This is a genomic window from Changchengzhania lutea (assembly GCF_006974145.1).
GTDB classification, from domain to species: Bacteria; Bacteroidota; Bacteroidia; order Flavobacteriales; family Flavobacteriaceae; genus Changchengzhania; species Changchengzhania lutea.
In genome coordinates, this window is the sequence record NZ_CP039456.1 from 559,994 (window position 1) to 579,512 (window position 19,519).

A 19,519-nucleotide genomic window follows, 5' to 3' on the forward strand; every position below is an offset into this window, starting at 1 on the left:
GCGCAAAGATAGTCATAATTACAGAAATATTATGGTAACAAACCTGTATCAAAAAAGTGCTTATATTACTTTTTGTTTAAGTTTTATAAAATATATTGAAACAAAAATTTGGATTTATGTTTAACTTTTTTATATATTTGTTAAACACAATAAACAGTAAAAAATAGCTATCATGAAAAAATTAAAAAATTACACCAAAATTGCTCTAGTCCTTTTCGGATTAACAGCTACTGTTTCTTGCAGTAGTGATGATGATGGTCCAGAACCATTCATACCAACAAATAATATTGTAGAGATTGCTCAGACAACACCACAATTATCTAACTTAGTAACTGCTTTAACTAAGTATCCAGACTTAGTAAATCTTTTAAGTACCGATGGCAGTTTTACTGTTTTCGCCCCTAACAATGATGCCTTTACCGCATTATTGGTAGCTCTTGGTCAAGATTCTATTGACGATATTCCAGAAAGCGTTCTAAAAAACGTTTTACAATATCATGTATACGCAACAGCAGCACTACAAGCAAGTGCAGTAACATCTGGCACACTAACTATGGCCAATGGTGAAAATGCAGAGGTAGTCGCTAATAGCAGTGGTGTAACTATAGCAAACGCTACAGTAATTGCTGTAGATGGCGTAGCTACTAACGGTGTAGTACATATTATAGATAGTGTTATGATACCGCCATCCATTTTACCTATAGTAGGAACTATTGTGGCACCTGCATATTTCAATATAGATTTTACAACGTTAATTGCTGCTGTTGAAGCTGCAGATCCTAGTATATTGGAATTACTTTTGAGTAATGGACCAAGTGGAAATGGTTTAACGCTTTTTGCACCAACCAATGCCGCATTCGAAGCTGCAGGAATTACAGATGTTAATGGTGCAGATGCTATATTAGCTTATCATGTTATTGATGGAACAATTACAGCGTCTATGTTACCGACTACAAATGGTGCAGCTGCTGAAGTAGAAGCTATTGGCGGAAACTTATATGTAACTAATGCTGGTGGTGCCGTAATGTTAAATGGAAAAACAACAGTTATAGCTACAGATATTGCTGGATCTAACGGTGTGGTACATGTCATTGATAGAACATTGGTTCCTCCAACAAGTACTATAAATGAAATCGTAGCAAGTTTTGCAACAAGTAGTACGCCAGAATTTACGTTGTTAGCAGCTGCTTTAGCAAAAGCTGGTTTAGGCGATTTCTTTTCACAAGATGGTCCATATACAGTATTCGCCCCAACAGATGCTGCATTTATAGCGGCAGGTTTTCCAGATGCTGCAGCAATTAACGCTGCATCGGAAGTAGCTGTGGCCGGTATCCTTACACACCACGTGGTAAAAGCTAATGCCTATGTATTTTCGTCTGATTTAAGTGATGGCGCAGTGACTATGTTAAATGACCAAGACGTTACAATTAATTTAGGAAGCTTAACCATTCAAGATGCCAGTGGATCTAATCCCGCTGCAGGTTTAATACCCAGCTTATTGAATGTCCATGCCACAAATGGTGTTGTACACGTAATTGATAAAGTATTATTACCACAATAAATATATGATTAAAAAAAATTAGTTTGGTTTGTTGATTGTAGATAATGGCTTAGTTAATAGCTAAAAAATTGTCTATGAAAAAGAGGTCCTTCGAGCAATCGAGGGACTTTTTTTAGTCTTTTACTTTTGGGTTGGAACTGTATGTAAAATCCTTTTCTTCTTCCAATTTGCCATCTTTGTAGTATTTCCAAATGCCATGTTTTTTATCGTTCTTATAGAAACCTTCAATAATTAAATCCCCTTCAAGATTGTAAAATTTTGACATACCATGTAACTCACCATTTACATAAAAAAATGTTTTAGATATTTTACCGGTATCTGAGTAATAGGTAGAAGGCCCATCCAATTGTTCATTGTTATAATTCTGAGCTTCGGCTACTTTTCCATTAGGATAATACACAAAACGTTCCCCTTTCAATTGCCCCTTATCATTATAATGTTCCAAGATCAATAAGGTATCAGAATTTTTTTGATAGTATTTCCAAGTACCAATATAAGTTTTGCTTTTCATCACACCTTCACTTATTAATTTGCCTTTAGATGAAAAAAACTTCACTTCTGCTAAATCATCTTCATCATGAAATTGTCTTGTAGCTGCCAAAACAGGTTTCTTATTTACATTCTTATAAAATTTAAATAGCCCTATCTCTTTACCGTGAAAAAATTCACCTTCATAACGTAAAACATCGGTGTCATCATAATTCTTTTTCCATACTCCATGGCGCTTGCCGCTTTCATCAAATTGATTAATTTCTTGTGCTGAAAGGCATGCTGTTATAAATAAGAATAAACTGAACTGAAAGAATTTCATAAATAGAGTTTTGTTTAATTTCACTTCCCGAAGACTAAAAGAATTAGAACGAATAAATATATTTCAAATTGTATCTAACAAAAAAGCTGCCAATTTTCATAGACAGCTCTTTTTAGTTTATAAAATATTGAAATGTACTTACTTTTTTCTGCTTTGAGCTTGCTTTTGCTTTTCTGCCTGCTCCATCATTTCAGCCATTTTTTTCTGAAAGCGATTTTCTTTTTTCGGCTTCTTTTTTTTCTCTTGAATTTGTGCGTGAATTTTATCTTCATCAAGTATAAAATTCTTGATAACCAATATAATACCGATACTAATTAAGTTTGAAATAAAATAATACAAACTCAACCCGGATGCATAGTTATTAAAGAAGAACAACATCATGATGGGTGAAAAGTACATCATATACTTCATCATTTTGCTCATGTCGGGCATCCCTTCTTGCGTAGGTTGTGATGCCATTTGTTGACCGGTTGTTAATCGCATGTAAAAGAAGATAGCAATCGATGCCAATATTGGGAACAGACTTACGTGATCTCCATAGAATGGTATATGGAATGGCAATTCTGCAATCGTATCATAAGATGATAAATCCTTTACCCAAAGGAAACTTTTTTGACGTAAATCGAAAGCTGATGGGAAAAACTGAAAGAGCGCATAAAATACCGGCAACTGCACCAAAGCGGGCATACACCCAGCCAATGGACTAGCACCTGCCTTATTTTGAAGCGCCATGGTCTCCTGTTGCGCTTTCATTTTATTGTCTTTGTGTTTCTCACGAATAGCATCCAGTTCTGGCTTAAGAATCTTTAACTTAGCTTGGGACAGAAACTGCTTATACTGCACAAAAGACATGATAAGTTTTATAAGAATGGTCATGACTATAATGGCAATACCATAAGGTAAAAAGCCACCTAGAAATGCAAATAATGGGATGAATAAATAACGGTTAATCCAACCAAATATCCCCCATCCCAATGGGACTATTTCATCAAGATTACGCTTATAGGCGTTCAGAATTTTATAATCACTAGGGCCAAAATACCAGTCCATGGATTTATTTAATTCGCCGCCAGTAAGTTCCATAGGCAGTTTCACTGCAAAGGCTTTAGTGAAAACCGTATCGATCTCCTCATCTTGCACTAAATTCCTAGATTCCAGTGAGGCTGTTTTAAATGGTGAATCTGCTAATAAAATAGAGGTAAAAAAATGTTGTTTAAAGGCGACATAGGTTACTTCCTCTTCAGTATCGTCTGTAGACTCTTGCTGACCTAGATAATCGTCTTTTCCGTCTTCATATTCATAAACCACTTCCGTATATCTATTTTCATAAGAAATACTTTTGGCGTGCCTATACGCTTTTAAATTCCAGTCTAAATTAACGTCCTGTGAACTGTTGATCACGTCATTCAAGCCTTGAGAGCGAATGGTGAAATCCATCATATAATCCCCTTCCTTCAGCTCATAACGGTACTCCAAAAATTTACTTTCAGATACTTTCAGTTTCATTGAAACGATTGTATTCTGTCCGTTCTTGGTTATGGTAGGTTCAAAAAGCAAGTCTTTAGTATTCAGAATTCTGCTATCTGTTGTACCAAAATTAAGATTGAACGATGCGTTATTATCTTTAATTAAATAGATTGGATTATCATTAAAGTCAACAAATTTCTTCAATTTAACTTCTGATAAATATCCGCCTCTATTACTGAATTTTAATGCCAACAAATCGCTTTCAACTAAAGTTTCAGAATCAGATACCTGAGTTGCTGAATAGGCAAAAGCCCCTAATTGATTCTTTAAAGCGATTTGTTGAATGGAATCATTTACAGAACCCGGGGTATAATCTGCCGCAGTGGTCACCTTCGTGTCTTCTGAAACCTGTGCCTTTTCCTCTGCTGCTAATTGTTCTTGTTTTGCTTTTTCTTCTGCTTCCAATTCCTCTGGCGTGGGCTGATTTTGCCAAAGCATGTACATTAATATTCCGAAAATCAGTACAAAACCAATAATCGAATTAATATCTAATTTCTTTTCTTCCATTTAAAATTCTTGTGAGTTGGTAAATTTTCTCTCGGTTATCATTAAAATTCGCAACGTGTTGAGAATGATTAACCCAGTGTCAAAAAGCTATCCAGTTTTAATTTTGTGACATACTGACACTAGTACGCTTTTTTTTATGGTTCAACGCTGCTTTTACAAAGGCGACAAATAAGGGGTGCGGATTTGCTACCGTACTTTTATATTCTGGGTGGTATTGCACGCCAACAAACCACGGATGGCTTGGAATTTCTATAATCTCAACCAATCCGGTGTCTGGATTCAAACCTGTTGCCAACATACCTGCTGTTTCCATTTGATCCTTGTAATTACTATTAAATTCATAACGGTGTCGATGCCGCTCCATAATGGTTTCTTCCTTATAAATGTCACGAACTTTACTTCCCATTTTTAAATCGCAGGCCCAAGCGCCTAAACGCATCGTACCGCCTTTATCTGTAATAGATTTTTGGGCTTCCATTAAATCAATCACAGGATTTGATGTATTTGGACTCATCTCGGTTGAATCCGCATCATCGATGTTTAGAACATTTCTGGCAAATTCTATCACTGCCATTTGCATCCCTAAACAAATCCCTAAAAAAGGAACATTATTTTCACGTACATATCTTACCGCATCAATTTTCCCTTCAATACCGCGTTCTCCAAAACCGGGTGCGACCAAAATACCATCCAAGTGTGATAATTTCACTTTAACGTTATCACCTTTTAAATATTCTGAGTGAACCGATTCTACATTAACTTTTACCTCATTCTCTGCACCTGCATGAATAAAGGATTCTAAAATAGATTTGTATGAATCTTGTAATTCTACATATTTACCAATCAATCCAATGGTAATTTCTGTTTTCGGATTTTTATGTCGTTTTAAAAATTTATTCCACTGGGCAATATCTGGAACCGAACTTTTTAAGTTTAATTTTTCTAATACGACCTTATCCAAGCCCTGCTCTAACATTAAATTAGGCACATCGTAAATGGTTGATGCATCAATAGATTGAATTACCGCCTCTTCTCTTACATTACAAAAGAGCGCTAACTTGCGTCTTAACTCGTGGGGTAAATCATGCTCGGTTCGGCACACCAAAACATCGGCTTGTACCCCACTTTCCATAAGCGTTTTGACACTGTGTTGTGTGGGTTTTGTTTTTAACTCGCCAGCTGCAGATAAATAAGGCACTAAGGTTAAATGAATAACGATACCGTTATGTTCCCCTAAGTCCCAGCGCAACTGTCTTACTGCTTCAATATACGGGAGCGACTCTATATCACCCACAGTACCACCAATTTCGGTAATTACAATATCATAATCGCCAGAATTACCTAAAATTTGAACGCGGTGTTTAATTTCGTCTGTAATATGAGGCACGACTTGCACGGTCTTTCCTAAAAACTCACCGCGACGTTCCTTTTCAATCACACTTTGATAGATGCGTCCTGTAGTCACATTATTGGCTTGACTGGTAGGGACGTTTAAAAAACGTTCGTAATGCCCTAAATCCAGATCGGTTTCTGCGCCATCCTGAGTGACATAACACTCCCCATGTTCGTAAGGGTTTAGGGTTCCTGGATCCACATTTATGTAAGGGTCTAATTTCTGAATGGTCACTCGGTATCCTTGAGCTTGCAAAAGTTTTGCCAGAGATGCGGCAATAATACCTTTACCTAGTGAGGATGTAACCCCGCCAGTTACAAATATATATTTTGTTGTTGTAGTTGTCATGAAGCGCTTATAAACGCAGGCAAATTTACAAAATTTAAATAGTTAATAGCGTATTGTTTTTTACTTAATTGATAGTAGTTATAAACAGGAGTTTGTAGGATATTTATTTGAGTTTGTCAGAAAAAAAAACAATCAAAACCTACCTAGGATAACGTTTTTTAATATTCCAAATCAATTCCTCCAATCCGTTTAATTTCAACTCATAGACCGAGTTTAGCATATCGCCCAATTTTCCTTTGGGAAAGCCTTTATTATGGTACCACACCACGTAATGTTCAGGTAAATCAATAAGATAACGGCCTTTATATTTTCCGAAAGGCATTTTGGTGTGTGCCAGTTTGATGAGAAAGTCTTTATCGGGCGTCATACGTTAATCAACGGATTTGAAAGTTACCAATTTATCAAGTTCTTGTGATATAAAGCCTTGCCATGCTGTTTGTTGTTCCACATTTCTGGAGTAATTGGTTTCAGTATCATAGGTATCTTGCATGTGAGCAAGGTCATCATTAATTTTTAAATGTAGGCTTCTTAAGTCGTTTTTAATGGCATTGGATACTTCCAATTTGGAAATTCGCTGTCTCAATCTTCTGGCAAATAATTCAGTAATATCATAATGCAATTGTTCATGACCCAAAACATGTGCATTGGCCAACTGAGATTTATACCAAGATTTATCTGGATAAAAATGTGCCTTTACTGTAGCAGTATAACTTATAACCTCTGTGTCTGTTTGACGTATGGATGACCCTAAGGTAATACCGGACGCAGTAGTTGCTACAGCACTGGTTTTGTTATCTGGCGCCGCTCGAAAATCTGACCATGATAATTTATACGATTCGCTCCACGTAATCACAGGTTCGTCTTTTTGAAAAAATAGAAAAAACCCAATGTATACCGCTAATCGAAACATCCTTTTATTAGTTTTATTCTACTGATACAATACGTAAGTCTTGATGCTTTACCAAGTATACGGAGTTATTATAATACCCACCGAAAAGTTTTTTCTTGTATGCAAACTTATTCTCTACATATTCTGTGAGTGGTGCATCATTTACAGATTGATAAATATCTTCAGAGGTTACTAAGCGCAATACGACATCCATAGTAAGGTCGAAACCTCTAATGGCCCGTTTATTAGGGGTTGTAAAATAGGTTTTTTCGTATTTTTTGATAAACGAATTATTATCTTCTTCATTAAACCATTTTGATGCCGCTGCAAAATGAAATTGCAATTTTGATAAGTGCATATTAGAGACATCGTCGCTTTCAAACGCGCTATTAATATTGGTGGTGGCCAATACAATTTGTGACCCTTCAGATGCGCTGCTTATAGCTTCTGGGCTTAGCGCTAATGAGGCTAATATACTGGTGACATTTGACACAAAACCTGCATTTTGGGTTTCTAGAAAAACAACATTTTTACCTGATTTTAAGGCATCACGAATATCATCTACAATGACATAATTTTCATCCTTTCCATTTTTTTTATCTTTTCTGGAATAGACTAAAGAAGCATGAGGAAATAGACCTTTTAGATTATTGGCAATATTGGTGTTTTTTGAATCTGAAATAATGACCACGTGATTGACCAGACTGTCCGATTTTATATAATCTATAATTCTGTTTCTCAATAACTCATCGGTTGTTCGCGTTTGAAACACGTTTTCAAGTAAATTTAAATCTGAACTAATAGGTGACACAATGGGCACATTCAATCGACTTAATTTAGAGGCTGCTCTTGCAAATGTATTGGGTGTTAAAGGACCTATAACCGCATCAACATTTTCAAAATTATTTCTGTCAATAATATCTGAGACTTCACCCTCCTGATATTTCGTATCGTATACATCTACTTTAAGTGACACCCCTATAGTTTTAAGCGAATCTATAGCCATGAGTACCCCTGAATAAAAATCTAATGATGCATCTAAATATGGATCTTTATTTATTTGGGATTTCATTCCAGAAACCGAATCGACAGCCACTCTATGTAATCGAAAAGGGAGCATGACTGCAATATGTTTAACGTCTTTACTTTTTCTTCTATTAAGCAAATTTGTTGCATTATAATCGATGCCCTCAAAAGAATTGATAGCCTCAGAATATGGCGTTTTCAATATCATTCCTTCTTTTAAACCTGTTTCTTTTAATTCTGGATTTAAGGCTTCCAAGGCTTCTTGCTCTAAGCCTAGTTTTAGTTTTAATCTGTAAAATCCTTCCTTTGGCAATACTTTATAATAGCCATATTTTTCATCTATCTCTTTCTCTTCAGTTTCGGTAATATTAGGTACGTAAATTTGCTGTCCTTCCTGTAACACCTCACCCATTTTTGGGTTGAGCGCTTCCAACTCACTTAAAGTAATTCCGAATTTATAGGCAATACGCCACTTCCCTTCCTTAGGCTGAACAATATAGGTTTTAGAGGTTTCTGGAACTTCTGTAGTGGTGCTTGTAATATAGACAGGGATTTGAAGCTTATCGCCTTTTCGCAAAGGGTTAGCATATAAAAATTTATTATACTTTTTTATATCGTCCTGTGATACATTATACCTTTTAGATATGCTGTACAAAGTTTCTTTACGCCTTGTTTTATGCTTTTTAAACCCATTTAATTTCTGCGTTACTACTGTTATGGGCTTATTAGCTTTTGAAAGAGGAATGATTAAAATCGTATTGGGTTTTAACTCCTTTTTAGCATCTGGATTAAGACTAAAAATATCGTTAGTAGTAATATAATAGCGCTGTGCTATTTCTTCGACAGTTTCCCCCTTTTTAACTTGATGGGTGCTAAAATTCTGTGCCTTTACGGTATTCGAACCAAAGGCTAAAATCAAAATTAATACTAAAAAAATTTTATTCATAGGGTTCTTATATGCTGAATGTAAATATAATAAATCGGTGTTTATTATATTTATATACGTTTGTTATGGTCATCAAAGACACAATCTGTCATATTGATTAGAAACAAATACTTCTTATACTTGAGTATAAGCATTTAGTGTGCCAAAAAATGATGATTAATAGAATCTATATCCAATCTTACATTATTAAGACTACAGCACTCGCAGTATTTTATTCCCACTCAATGGTTGCTGGTGGTTTTGAACTAATGTCATAAACTACTCTATTAACGCCTTTTACTTTATTTATTATATCATTTGATGTTTTTTGAAGAAAAGCGTATGGTAAATTCACCCAATCGGCCGTCATACCGTCGGTGCTTTCTACCGCTCTAAGTGCTACACATTTTTCGTAGGTGCGCTCATCACCCATAACGCCTACGCTATTTACCGGTAAAAGCATTGCGCCAGCTTGCCACACCTTATCATAAAGATTCCATTCACGTAAACCATTAATAAATATAGCATCTACTTCCTGTAAAATACGAACTTTCTCTTCCGTAATATCGCCTAATATACGAATGGCTAAACCTGGACCTGGAAAGGGATGGCGTCCTAAAAGTTCGGGATCAATTCCCAATGTCGCACCAACACGTCTTACTTCGTCCTTAAACAATGCTTTAAGCGGTTCTACTATTTTAAGCTTCATAAAATCTGGTAAACCACCAACATTATGGTGACTTTTAATGGTTGCTGAAGGCCCTCCAGTTGCCGAAACACTTTCAATAACATCTGGATAAATGGTGCCTTGTGCCAGCCATTTTACACCTTCTATATGGTGGGCTTCATCATCAAAAACCTCAATAAAAGCATTCCCAATGGCCTTACGCTTTTTTTCTGGATCATCAATGCCCCTTAATGCATCTAAAAACCGTTTGGAAGCATCAACGCCTTTAACATTAAGCCCCATGCCTTCATACTGATTTAATACACTCTGAAATTCATTTTTCCGAAGCAAACCATTGTTGACAAAAATACAATACAGGTTTTTTCCAATGGCTTTATGTAATAGCACAGCAGCTACTGAAGAATCTACACCTCCAGAAAGCCCTAAGACCACCTTATCATTTCCAACTTTATTTTGAATAGCCTCCACCGTTTCCTCAACAAACGAATCTGGTGTCCAATCCTGTTTTAGGCCAGCAATGCGAACCAAAAAATTTTCCAATAGTTGTTTCCCATCGGTTGTATGATATACCTCGGGGTGGAATTGAATAGCATATGTTTGCTCATCTTCAATTTTATAGGCCGCATATTTAACATCATTGGTACTTGCAAGTAATATAGCCTTAGTTGGAAGGTGCTTAATGGTATCGCTATGGCTCATCCAAACTTGACTGCCTTTATTAATGGCTGTAAAAAATTCGGCGTCGCTTTTTACAAAAGACAGATTCGCACGGCCATACTCTCTAGTATTAGATGGAGCCACTTCTCCACCAGAAAAATGTGCCAAATACTGGGCGCCATAACATACGGCTAGCAAGGGCTTTTTACCTCGAATTTGTGATAAGTCTGGATGTGGTGCATCTTCTCCTCTTACTGAAAATGGGCTACCTGAAAGAATCACAGCATTATAATCTGTAACCGCAGAGGGCATTTTGTTATAGGGGTGAATTTCGCAATAAATGTTGAGTTCTCTAACTCTTCGGGCTATAAGTTGTGTGTATTGTGAGCCGAAATCTAAAATAAGGACCTTGTCGTGTTGCATGCGCAAAAATAGGAATTGATTTTATATTGACATATCCTGAATGCCATTTTTATTGATGAACTGGTTTAAACTTTTTGTCTTTAACCGAAAATGAGTTGAAATTTATTCAGATGAGGCACTTTATGCAAGGCATAGCAGAGCTACGCATAAGAAAAGTAACGACATATGGGCAAATTTCAGCCATTTTTTAGGAAACAGAAAAAGTTTAAACCAGTTCATCAATATTTAAATCATGGTATCCAATATCATTTTAATATCCTTTTCGGTCGTATCTGGATTGATAAAACAAAACCGTGATACGGTCTCAAAAGTATCGCCTTGTTTCCATTTGGTAGGTGTCACTAAAGCAAAACCTTTATTATGATTTTCGTAAGTCCAATGTGTGTAATTTTCAGGTTTCCAGCCTACTCTTCTATATAATACACACGATAAACTTGGTGCTCTCACAAGTTCAACATGTGGCATATCTTCAATCATCTCTCCTGCTATTTGAGCTAATTCGATACCCCGTTCTACGGCTTCCTTATATTTATCGGTGCCGTGGGTAGCCAATGAAAACCATAATGGCAAACCTCGAACACGACGGGTTAATTGTATTTGATAATCGGTGGGATTAAAGCCGTGCGCCCCTTCATCTTTAAAAATATCAAGATAAGACCCCTCTTGTGAATGTGCGTTTTTTGCCAATTCTGGATGTCTATAAATAACCGCTCCACAATCATAAGGTGAAAACATCCATTTATGTGGATCTATGGTAATACTATCAGCGTGCTCTATGCCATTAAACAAATGCTTGACAGAATCTGCAACTAAAGCGCCACCACCATAGGCCGCATCGACATGAAACCATAAGTTTTCTTTTTTGCAAATTTGAGCAACACCATTTAAATCGTCAATAATTCCCGCATTTGTAGTACCTCCTGTCGCAACTACTGCAAATAATCGTTTTCTCTGATGCGGTGTTAAACCGTCAATGGCATGTTGTAACGCAGGACCCTCCAATCGGTCTTCAGTTTCTACTAGGAGCAAATCCACATCAATGACCTTCGCCATGGCTTTTATGGAAGAATGCGCCCCAATGGATGTTATAATGAGCCCTTTTTCTCCTTTAAATTCTTCCTGTTCTCTCCAATGTTCGCGTGCGGTTACCATAGCCGATAGATTTGCGGCTGTTCCGCCACTCGTGAACACACCCAATGCTCCTGCTGGTAAACCGGTTAAAGACACAATCCATTTCATGGCCTCGTTTTCACAAAAAATCCCTCCAGCACCTTCCATCCAATAGGCTCCGTGAATACTTGACGCCGAGGTTACCAAATCGAACATGATAGCTGCTCGAGTTGGAGAAGCTGGCACAAATGCGAGATGCCTTGGGTGATCGATAGCCACATTGGCTTTGGCTAAATATTTTCGCCAGAGCTTAAAGGCATACTCGCCCCCAATACCGTCCTTAGTTATGGTCTCGCCAACAAGCGCTTTAAGCTCTTCTTCCTTTTTTGGTTTACCGATTTTATCTTCTACAGCAGATATTCTTCCAATAGCATATTTCATGACATCCAATGTCATTTCTACTAAATCTATATCAATTTTATGCATTGTTTATTTATAAAGTTAATAGTGTAAACTCCAATTTTAAAGGTTCTAAATGATCTATCAATTGCGGAATCAATTGCTCTCCATATTCTAAATAAAATTCTGAAAAATTAGTGTTACGCTCTTGTAAATTTCCATTAGGGAATAATTCATTTTGTAACTCTGTAATTCTTAAAACATGATCCGATAATTTTATTTTTTGAGCCTTTAATAAACGATTTTCCAAGTTTTCCAAACCTTTTAATTGTTTGACTTCTTGAGCTCTTACAGCGCCTATAAAGGATTTATCTGTTTGTTCTGCCAATTTGTACAAATTTTTGAATTGATTTATTAGGTGGTTTTTTTGATCTGAAAAATCAATATCAATATTTGATATGGCTCTCACTTTTTTATTGATAAACGCATGTCGTTTTAGAAAAATATCGACTTTTGAAATGTCTAATTTAACCAATTTTTCCTTTTGATTATGTGTTTGAATGACCATCGAATTTCTAAGTAGCAAGATAGGAAACGTCACTTTGCTTGTATCAAAGTAAGATTTCAACTGAAACCAATAAGCCAACTCACCACCTCCACCAATATAACACAGATTGGGCAGAATAACTTCTTGATAAAGCGGACGCATAATGACATTAGGCGAAAAGCGCTCAGGAAAATTCGCAACTTCTTTTAATATCTCAGGCTTAGTCCAAACGATATCTGTATTTAAAATTTTATAAGCTTGATCTTCAAAAACAATACGTTCCCGTAAGTCATCTTTCAGATAAAACAGATTAATTTCTCTGGGATTTACCTGTATTTTATAATTTCTCGGTAATGCATTTATACACTTATTAGTTTCAGAAACTTTGTTATGGGATGTCTGATTGACTAACTCGTCTTCAAGAAATGGAACAAACTGTTTTTTTAATTCCGCATCATTGGCATCAATAATTACCAATCCGTAATCCTTGAACAATTCATTGGCTAAAAAACGTGTTGCTTCGGCTAAGTTATCATGCTTCAAATAGGCCTCTTTAAACAAGGCTCTTAATTCATTGGCGTTATCTCCTGCGCCTAGTTCCTTCGAAAATAAATCAAAAACGCCATCAAGACCATTGGTGGAGAGCTCGCCAACAGCGCCGCTGGCATTTTTGGTCCACATCAATTTTTTTCCTTTAAAGTTGAAGTAATTAATTTCTTCAAAATCATGATCCTCGGTCGCCATCCAATATATGGGTACAAAGTTATATTCTGAATACTTACTTTTTAATTGCTTGGCTAAATTTATGGTCGATACTATTTTGTATAAAAAATACAAAGGCCCTGTGAACAAATTCAACTGATGCCCAGTTGTTATGGTAAATGTGTTGTCGGATTTTAAGCTTACAATATGTTGTTCTGTTGATTCTGATACGGCTATATTCTGATACTGCTTTTTTAAAACATCTGTTAAAATAGTTCTCGATTGTGCCGGAAAGGATACTTGTTTCTCTTCTATTTGAAGTTTGAAGTTTTCAAGATTTGGAAATCTATTGTAAAATGATTTCAAATCCTGTTTTTCATCTAGATAATCACAAATAAGTGCTGAAAAATATCCTGTGTCTTTAAATGAAATACTGTCTGATGGCATACGTTACTAAATTTTAAACACAAATATACTGCTATTCAATTTTGGAAATCCAAAAATATAGTTAAGAGTTATCCCAATTACAACATAAATCACACTTAAAAATATCGCTTGTATTTAGTAAGGAGCGACTAAAACTGGGTGCTATGGTTTATAGGGTTGATGATGTCATGTTTATAAATTTTTGGGAAAATGGAAAATTATTTTTAGTCAATGCCATTTTTTTCACAAACAACAACGCCGAAGAATTATAGTTTTTCCTAGCAAAAAATTGATTCAAAATCAAGCTATAACATTTGTTTTTTTCGTATCTTATGCTATACAAAAAATTAAAATACAGAATGTTATGAAAAACAAGATAATCTTATCATGCGTGGTCTTAGGTTTTTTTTTCATATGTAATTTACAAAACCTAAATGCCCAAAACAATGACTCCTTTGAAGCGTTTAAAGGAAGCGTTTTAGATAGTGCTACCAAAGTGCCTTTAATTTTTAGTGATATTGTCGTTAATGGTTCAAATATCAGCACTATAACAAACAATGAGGGTGAGTTTGTATTAAAAATTCCGAATAATCTTTTAACCGAAACTTTAATAATCTCTCATTTAGGATATCAAACGACACAGATAAAGATTTCCGATTTAGAAAACCAGCAAACCATTCTATTGGCACCAGCGGTCACAACTCTGGCTGAAGTAAACATTTTCAATTCTAAATATGAGAACGATGCTAAAGGCTTATTTCTAGCCATGCTGAAAAAGAAAAGCGATCTTTACAGTAATGGTAACACACTAATGACCGGGTTTTACAGGGAAACCATTAAAAAAAGACGTCGAAACGCCTCATTATCTGAAGCCGTGGTTCAAATACACAAACAGCCCTATACAAATCTTAAAAGAGACGCCATAGAGTTAGTAAAGGCGAGAAAGAACACCAATTACTCGCGCCTAGATACGATTGCCATAAAACTACAAGGTGGTCCGTTTAGTAATTTGTATACCGACATTATCAAATACCCTGAATTTATATTCACAAAAGAAGATATTCTGCTTTATGACTTTAGCTTTGATACGCCAATTCAATCCAATCAAAATATGGTTTATGTAGTTAACTTTAAACAAAAACCAAATATCTATACACCATTGTATTACGGCAAATTATATATAGATTCTAAAAGCTTAGCGCTTACAAATGCTGTGTACAGCCTGAATGTTGAAAACAGGGAGTTATCTAGCCAAATGTATGTGCGCAAGAAACCTAGGAAAGTCGATGTGTATCCAACTGAGGCTTCCTATCGTGTGAATTACAGAACTAAAAACGGTAAATGGCATTATGCTTACAGCAACATATCCCTAACCTTTAAAGTGAACTGGAAGGGTAAACTTTTTAATAGTGTTTATACCCTCAATAGTGAAATGGCTATTACAGATTGGAAACCTATAGACACGCGAATAGCAAAAACAAGAGGGAATATGCTAAGACCTACAACAATTCTGACCGATAAAGTTTCTGGTTTCTCAGATCCTGAATTTTGGGGAGAATATAATATTATAGAACCAGAGAAATCTATTGAGTCTGCCATAAAAAAAATACAAAAGCAATTGAAAAGGACTTAAATTAAAAGATTAATTTTAACTTTAAGCATCTATTTTAAACCAATCCTTATGAACATCAGAAAAACAATTCTCATCATTTTTATAGCACCGTTTCTTCTTTTTAATTGCAGTAGCGATAGTAGTGATGATTCACCTACAGCAAGGACTTATAATAATGTTTGGTAATAAACCAATTATAATTTTGCCTATAATGATGCAGTAACTTCCGCATACAAATCGAAATCTTCGGCTTCAGTAATTTTAACCCTTGTAAACTCGCCTGTTTTTAGATACGTGTCTGTCGCGCTAATTAAAACCTCGTTATCAACATCTGGGGAATCAAATTCTGTTCTTCCAACAAAATATTGACCTTCTTTTCTATCAATAACCACCTTTAATACTTGTCCGATTTTGGCCTGATTCAATTCCCATGAAATCTGTGATTGTATTTCCATAATTTCATTGGCGCGCGCCATTTTGATATCCTCTGGCACATCGTCCACCAAATTATAGGCATGGGTATTCTCTTCATGGCTATACGTAAAACAGCCTAAACGTTCAAAACGCATATCTATAACCCATTGCTTTAGGGTTTGATAATCTTCTTCAGTTTCTCCAGGATATCCAACTATTAGAGTCGTTCTAATGGTCATGTTGGGTACTGCCGCTCTAAAATCTTGGAGTAGTTTCGTGGTTTTTTCCTTAGTAGTCCCACGGCGCATACTTTTTAGAATTGAATCTGAAATATGCTGTAACGGAATATCTATATAATTGCAAACTTTAGGTTCCCTATTCATGACGTCTAAGACATCCATTGGGAATCCTGTTGGAAAGGCATAATGTAAACGAATCCACTCCACACCTTCAACTTTTACCAAAGCCCCTAGTAATTCTGCTAAGTTTCTTTTTTTATATAAATCTAAACCATAGTAGGTTAAATCTTGTGCAATTAAAATGAGTTCTTTAACGCCATTTGCTGCTAATTTTTCAGCTTCGATAACGATATCCTCAATAGGCGTGCTTCTATGTTTACCTCGCATAATGGGAATGGCGCAGAAACTACATGGTCTGTCACAGCCTTCAGCTATTTTTAAATAGGCATAATTTTTAGGAGTCGTGGTTAACCGTTCTCCAATCAGTTCATGTTTATAATCGGCTCCAAGCGCCTTTAATAATCCGGGAAGTTCTGTAGTACCAAAGTATTCATCAACATTCGGGATTTCCTTTAGTAAATCTGGTTTATACCGCTCGCTTAAACAACCGGTTACAAATACCTTATCCACATCACCATCATCTTTTTTCTGAACATACTCCAAGATGGTATTCACACTTTCCTCTTTAGCATTTTTTATAAAACCACAGGTATTAATGACTACTATATTGCCTTCTTCTTCATGCACTACGTCCTTACCACTAGCTTTTAATTGCCCCATTAAAACCTCACTATCGTAAACGTTCTTGCTGCAACCTAAGGTCACTACGTTTATTCTATTCTTCTTTAAAGACTTTGTTCTCATACGATCTGTAATTCAGGGCGCAAAGATACGTAATGATTGTGGATTTATGAGCTAATGCGTAATTTATGAAGACCTAGTTTCGGTCTTGAAAAGGAACAATTTTTCCTTTTTCAACATAATTTTTAAGTCCGTTTAAAAGCATTGCCCAACAAAAAGAGGAATGTTTGAAATTGTCATTTGGCATTTTCCAGTTTTCATGACTAAACTTGAGCCATGTGGCATTATCTTTTGGCTCTAAATCAAAACCAAAGGTAGTGCCTTCCCAATCCTTATCAGATTTGGTCATTTTGAAATAAATTGAAGTATTCTTTTGTACGTCGGAAACCTTGCAGTACCAATTAAAATCATCAGTAAAATTCAGATTGTACTCCGCTCCTAATTCTGGCCTTCCTGAACTTTTAAGCGACCACCAATTATTAAGGTGCTCAGGTTTTGTAACGGCATCAAAAACCTGCTTTGGTGATGCTTTAATTAGAAGATTATGATAGATATTAACGGCCATGAAGCTATTATTTATTTAAAATAAATATACTAAAAAAAATAAGTCTATTTAAAAAACGAATCTACAAACTCAAATTTATTAAACACTTGCAAATCTTCAATACCTTCTCCTACGCCGATATATTTAACAGGAATTTTAAATTGGTCTGAAATTCCAATCACCACGCCTCCTTTTGCAGTCCCATCTAATTTGGTCACTGCTAAAGATGTAACCTCTGTGGCCGCTGTAAACTGTTTAGCCTGTTCAAATGCATTTTGCCCAGTGGAGCCATCTAAAACCAATAGTACATCATTTGGAGTATCCTCGACTACTTTTTGCATCACACGTTTTACCTTGGTAAGCTCATTCATTAAGTTTACCTTATTGTGCAAACGACCTGCCGTGTCTATGATGACAACATCTGCATTTTGGGTAACCGCACTTTGCAAGGTATCGAAAGCGACTGATGCAGGGTCACTTCCCATAGATTGCTTCACCAAAGGCACATCAACCCGGTCTGCCCAAACCTGGAGTTGGTCTATAGCGGCCGCTCTAAACGTATCGGCTGCTCCCAAAACAACATTTAATCCTTGCTTTTTAAATTGATAGGCTAATTTACCTATTGTTGTAGTTTTACCAACGCCATTAACACCAACTACCATAATGACATAGGGTCGTTTATCTTTAGGAATTGTAAAATCTGTTTCTTCACCTACATTGGTCTCAGATAACAGTCCTGCTATTTCTTCTCTTAGGATTTGATTTAGTTCATCCGTTCCTAGATATTTATCTTGAGACACACGGGCCTCTATTCTATCAATAATTTTTAAAGTCGTATTTACACCCACATCACTAGACACTAAAACTTCCTCTAAATTATCTAAAACCTCATCGTCTACCTTAGATTTTCCAGCAACTGCTTTACTTAGTTTACCAAAAAAAGTTGATTTTGATTTTTCTAAACCTTTATCTAGGGTTTCCTTTTTTTCTGATGAAAATATGTTTTTAAAAAAACTCATGTGTTATTCGTTGTTTAATGTCGAGTAATTAAGCATCACTCATGCTGCAATGTTGCGTTAAGAATTGAGGCATTTGCTGAAGCTCCTGCCAATTAATATCGGAAGAGAGCGACTGCCAAAGCCTGACCATGTTTTTGCATGGTAACGCCCTAAAGGTACTAACAAAAATGCTGCCTTTAGTGCAAGTATGAAAATTTGTCAGACACGCATTTTCAAAACATAAAAAAGCTGCTTTCAAAAAGATTGAAAGCAGCTAGAATATTATAAGGTGTCTGTTAATTACTTTTTACTTAAAAAGTCGTTAACACGTTCTGGTGCCATAATGGATTCTACAAACATATAAGCTCCTGTTTTGGGAGACTTCACCATTTTTACAGCTTTTGCTAGTCTTTTAGATCCTGTCTGTAACGATGCTACTGATTTCTTTGCCATGATTCAATGTCTTTAAACATATCACCTTAGTGATGCGCTATAATTATTTAATTTCTTTGTGAACAGTCATACGTTTTAGGATAGGATTAAATTTCTTAATCTCCATTCTATCTGGCGTATTCTTTTTATTCTTAGTAGTAATGTATCTTGAAGTTCCTGGTTTTCCAGTTTCTTTGTGCTCAGTACACTCTAATATTACTTGTATTCTATTACCTCTCTTTGCCATGTCTTTTCCTTATTAAATGCAGCTATTATTTTAAAAATCCTTTAGATTTTGCTTCTTTAATTGCTGCAGAAATACCAATTTTATTAATAGTCTTTAAAGCAGATGTTGAAACTTTTAGAGTTACCCAACTGTCATTTTCTGGAATGTAAAAACGTTTCTTTAATAAATTCGCATTAAATTTGCGCTTGGTTCTGTTTAATGCATGAGACACGTTGTTTCCAACCATTGCCTTCTTTCCTGTAAGTTCACAAACTCTAGACATTATATATAACTTTAAATTTTTTGTTGTTTAA

Annotated in this window: 17 protein-coding genes; 2 read left to right on the top strand and 15 right to left on the bottom strand. The window is 35.7% G+C overall.

The window, feature by feature from the left end; genetic code table 11:
- Positions 1–172 precede the first annotated feature (172 nt).
- A complete protein-coding gene (locus FAF07_RS02645; protein WP_142783650.1) occupies positions 173–1,561 on the top strand; it encodes a fasciclin domain-containing protein in 1,389 nt (462 codons plus the stop codon).
- Positions 1,562–1,673: 112 nt separating this feature from the next.
- Here the strand turns inward: FAF07_RS02645 and FAF07_RS02650 are convergent, their stop codons facing one another.
- The 9 genes from FAF07_RS02650 to bshC form a co-directional block, all read right to left on the bottom strand.
- Positions 1,674–2,372 carry a toxin-antitoxin system YwqK family antitoxin gene (locus FAF07_RS02650; RefSeq protein WP_142783651.1) on the bottom strand — a complete coding sequence of 233 codons (699 nt, stop codon included), beginning with the start codon at positions 2,370–2,372 and terminating at the stop codon, positions 1,674–1,676.
- 138 nt (positions 2,373–2,510) lie between these two features.
- A complete protein-coding gene (gene yidC, locus FAF07_RS02655) occupies positions 2,511–4,406 on the bottom strand; it encodes a membrane protein insertase YidC (RefSeq protein WP_142783652.1) in 1,896 nt (631 codons plus the stop codon).
- A 97-nt stretch (positions 4,407–4,503) separates the two neighbouring features.
- Positions 4,504–6,147 carry a CTP synthase gene (locus tag FAF07_RS02660; RefSeq protein ID WP_142783653.1) on the bottom strand — a complete coding sequence of 548 codons (1,644 nt, stop codon included), beginning with the start codon at positions 6,145–6,147 and terminating at the stop codon, positions 4,504–4,506.
- Positions 6,148–6,286: 139 nt separating this feature from the next.
- A complete protein-coding gene (locus FAF07_RS02665; RefSeq protein ID WP_142783654.1) occupies positions 6,287–6,514 on the bottom strand; it encodes a DUF3820 family protein in 228 nt (75 codons plus the stop codon).
- A gap of 3 nt (positions 6,515–6,517) precedes the next feature.
- Positions 6,518–7,057, bottom strand: a complete 540-nt coding sequence (locus FAF07_RS02670) for a DUF922 domain-containing protein (protein WP_142783655.1) — start codon at positions 7,055–7,057, stop codon at positions 6,518–6,520.
- 13 nt (positions 7,058–7,070) lie between these two features.
- Complete coding sequence (locus tag FAF07_RS02675) at positions 7,071–9,008, bottom strand: amino acid ABC transporter substrate-binding protein (RefSeq protein WP_142783656.1); 1,938 nt, start codon at positions 9,006–9,008, stop codon at positions 7,071–7,073.
- A gap of 211 nt (positions 9,009–9,219) precedes the next feature.
- The gene (gene guaA, locus FAF07_RS02680) at positions 9,220–10,755 is read right to left on the bottom strand and encodes a glutamine-hydrolyzing GMP synthase (protein WP_142783657.1); all 1,536 of its coding nucleotides are present in this window, start codon (positions 10,753–10,755) and stop codon (positions 9,220–9,222) included.
- Positions 10,756–10,980: 225 nt separating this feature from the next.
- Entirely contained in the window at positions 10,981–12,351 is a 1,371-nt protein-coding gene (locus tag FAF07_RS02685; RefSeq protein ID WP_142783658.1) for a pyridoxal phosphate-dependent decarboxylase family protein, read from the bottom strand.
- A 7-nt stretch (positions 12,352–12,358) separates the two neighbouring features.
- On the bottom strand, positions 12,359–13,960 hold the full coding sequence (bshC, locus tag FAF07_RS02690) for a bacillithiol biosynthesis cysteine-adding enzyme BshC (RefSeq protein WP_142783659.1): 1,602 nt from the start codon (positions 13,958–13,960) through the stop codon (positions 12,359–12,361).
- Positions 13,961–14,303: 343 nt separating this feature from the next.
- On the opposite strand from bshC, the gene FAF07_RS02695 reads away from it, so the two are divergent.
- Positions 14,304–15,572: a carboxypeptidase-like regulatory domain-containing protein gene (locus FAF07_RS02695; RefSeq protein ID WP_142783660.1), complete on the top strand. Its 1,269-nt coding sequence runs from the start codon at positions 14,304–14,306 to the stop codon at positions 15,570–15,572.
- 185 nt (positions 15,573–15,757) lie between these two features.
- On the opposite strand, the gene rimO is transcribed toward FAF07_RS02695, so the two are convergent.
- From rimO to rpmB, 6 genes are all read right to left on the bottom strand, one after another.
- Positions 15,758–17,068 carry a 30S ribosomal protein S12 methylthiotransferase RimO gene (gene rimO / locus FAF07_RS02700; RefSeq protein ID WP_142783661.1) on the bottom strand — a complete coding sequence of 437 codons (1,311 nt, stop codon included), beginning with the start codon at positions 17,066–17,068 and terminating at the stop codon, positions 15,758–15,760.
- 73 nt (positions 17,069–17,141) lie between these two features.
- Complete coding sequence (locus FAF07_RS02705; RefSeq protein WP_142783662.1) at positions 17,142–17,570, bottom strand: SRPBCC family protein; 429 nt, start codon at positions 17,568–17,570, stop codon at positions 17,142–17,144.
- 44 nt (positions 17,571–17,614) lie between these two features.
- Positions 17,615–18,568 (bottom strand): signal recognition particle-docking protein FtsY, encoded by a 954-nt coding sequence (gene ftsY, locus FAF07_RS02710; protein WP_142783663.1) that lies wholly within the window; start codon positions 18,566–18,568, stop codon positions 17,615–17,617.
- Between the two features lie 279 nt (positions 18,569–18,847).
- Positions 18,848–19,000, bottom strand: a complete 153-nt coding sequence (locus FAF07_RS02715; protein WP_142783664.1) for a DUF4295 domain-containing protein — start codon at positions 18,998–19,000, stop codon at positions 18,848–18,850.
- Positions 19,001–19,043: 43 nt separating this feature from the next.
- Positions 19,044–19,226 carry a 50S ribosomal protein L33 gene (rpmG, locus tag FAF07_RS02720; protein ID WP_142783665.1) on the bottom strand — a complete coding sequence of 61 codons (183 nt, stop codon included), beginning with the start codon at positions 19,224–19,226 and terminating at the stop codon, positions 19,044–19,046.
- Between the two features lie 25 nt (positions 19,227–19,251).
- Complete coding sequence (rpmB, locus tag FAF07_RS02725) at positions 19,252–19,488, bottom strand: 50S ribosomal protein L28 (protein ID WP_142783666.1); 237 nt, start codon at positions 19,486–19,488, stop codon at positions 19,252–19,254.
- Between the last annotated feature and the right edge of the window lie 31 nt (positions 19,489–19,519).

Excerpts from the sequence above, each read along its gene's own strand:
- FAF07_RS02695 (WP_142783660.1), top strand. The coding sequence starts at position 14,304 with ATGAAAAACAAGATAATCTTATCATGCGTGGTCTTAGGTTTTTTTTTC.
- FAF07_RS02715 (WP_142783664.1), bottom strand. The coding sequence starts at position 19,000 with ATGGCAAAGAAATCAGTAGCATCGTTACAGACAGGATCTAAAAGACTA.
- rpmB (WP_142783666.1), bottom strand. The coding sequence starts at position 19,488 with ATGTCTAGAGTTTGTGAACTTACAGGAAAGAAGGCAATGGTTGGAAAC.
- FAF07_RS02645 (WP_142783650.1), top strand. The coding sequence starts at position 173 with ATGAAAAAATTAAAAAATTACACCAAAATTGCTCTAGTCCTTTTCGGA.
- yidC (WP_142783652.1), bottom strand. The coding sequence starts at position 4,406 with ATGGAAGAAAAGAAATTAGATATTAATTCGATTATTGGTTTTGTACTG.
- FAF07_RS02670 (WP_142783655.1), bottom strand. The coding sequence starts at position 7,057 with ATGTTTCGATTAGCGGTATACATTGGGTTTTTTCTATTTTTTCAAAAA.
- ftsY (WP_142783663.1), bottom strand. The coding sequence starts at position 18,568 with ATGAGTTTTTTTAAAAACATATTTTCATCAGAAAAAAAGGAAACCCTA.
- bshC (WP_142783659.1), bottom strand. The coding sequence starts at position 13,960 with ATGCCATCAGACAGTATTTCATTTAAAGACACAGGATATTTTTCAGCA.
- FAF07_RS02685 (WP_142783658.1), bottom strand. The coding sequence starts at position 12,351 with ATGCATAAAATTGATATAGATTTAGTAGAAATGACATTGGATGTCATG.
- FAF07_RS02675 (WP_142783656.1), bottom strand. The coding sequence starts at position 9,008 with ATGAATAAAATTTTTTTAGTATTAATTTTGATTTTAGCCTTTGGTTCG.
- FAF07_RS02660 (WP_142783653.1), bottom strand. The coding sequence starts at position 6,147 with ATGACAACTACAACAACAAAATATATATTTGTAACTGGCGGGGTTACA.
- rimO (WP_142783661.1), bottom strand. The coding sequence starts at position 17,068 with ATGAGAACAAAGTCTTTAAAGAAGAATAGAATAAACGTAGTGACCTTA.
- rpmG (WP_142783665.1), bottom strand. The coding sequence starts at position 19,226 with ATGGCAAAGAGAGGTAATAGAATACAAGTAATATTAGAGTGTACTGAG.
- guaA (WP_142783657.1), bottom strand. The coding sequence starts at position 10,755 with ATGCAACACGACAAGGTCCTTATTTTAGATTTCGGCTCACAATACACA.
- FAF07_RS02665 (WP_142783654.1), bottom strand. The coding sequence starts at position 6,514 with ATGACGCCCGATAAAGACTTTCTCATCAAACTGGCACACACCAAAATG.
- FAF07_RS02650 (WP_142783651.1), bottom strand. The coding sequence starts at position 2,372 with ATGAAATTCTTTCAGTTCAGTTTATTCTTATTTATAACAGCATGCCTT.
- FAF07_RS02705 (WP_142783662.1), bottom strand. The coding sequence starts at position 17,570 with ATGGCCGTTAATATCTATCATAATCTTCTAATTAAAGCATCACCAAAG.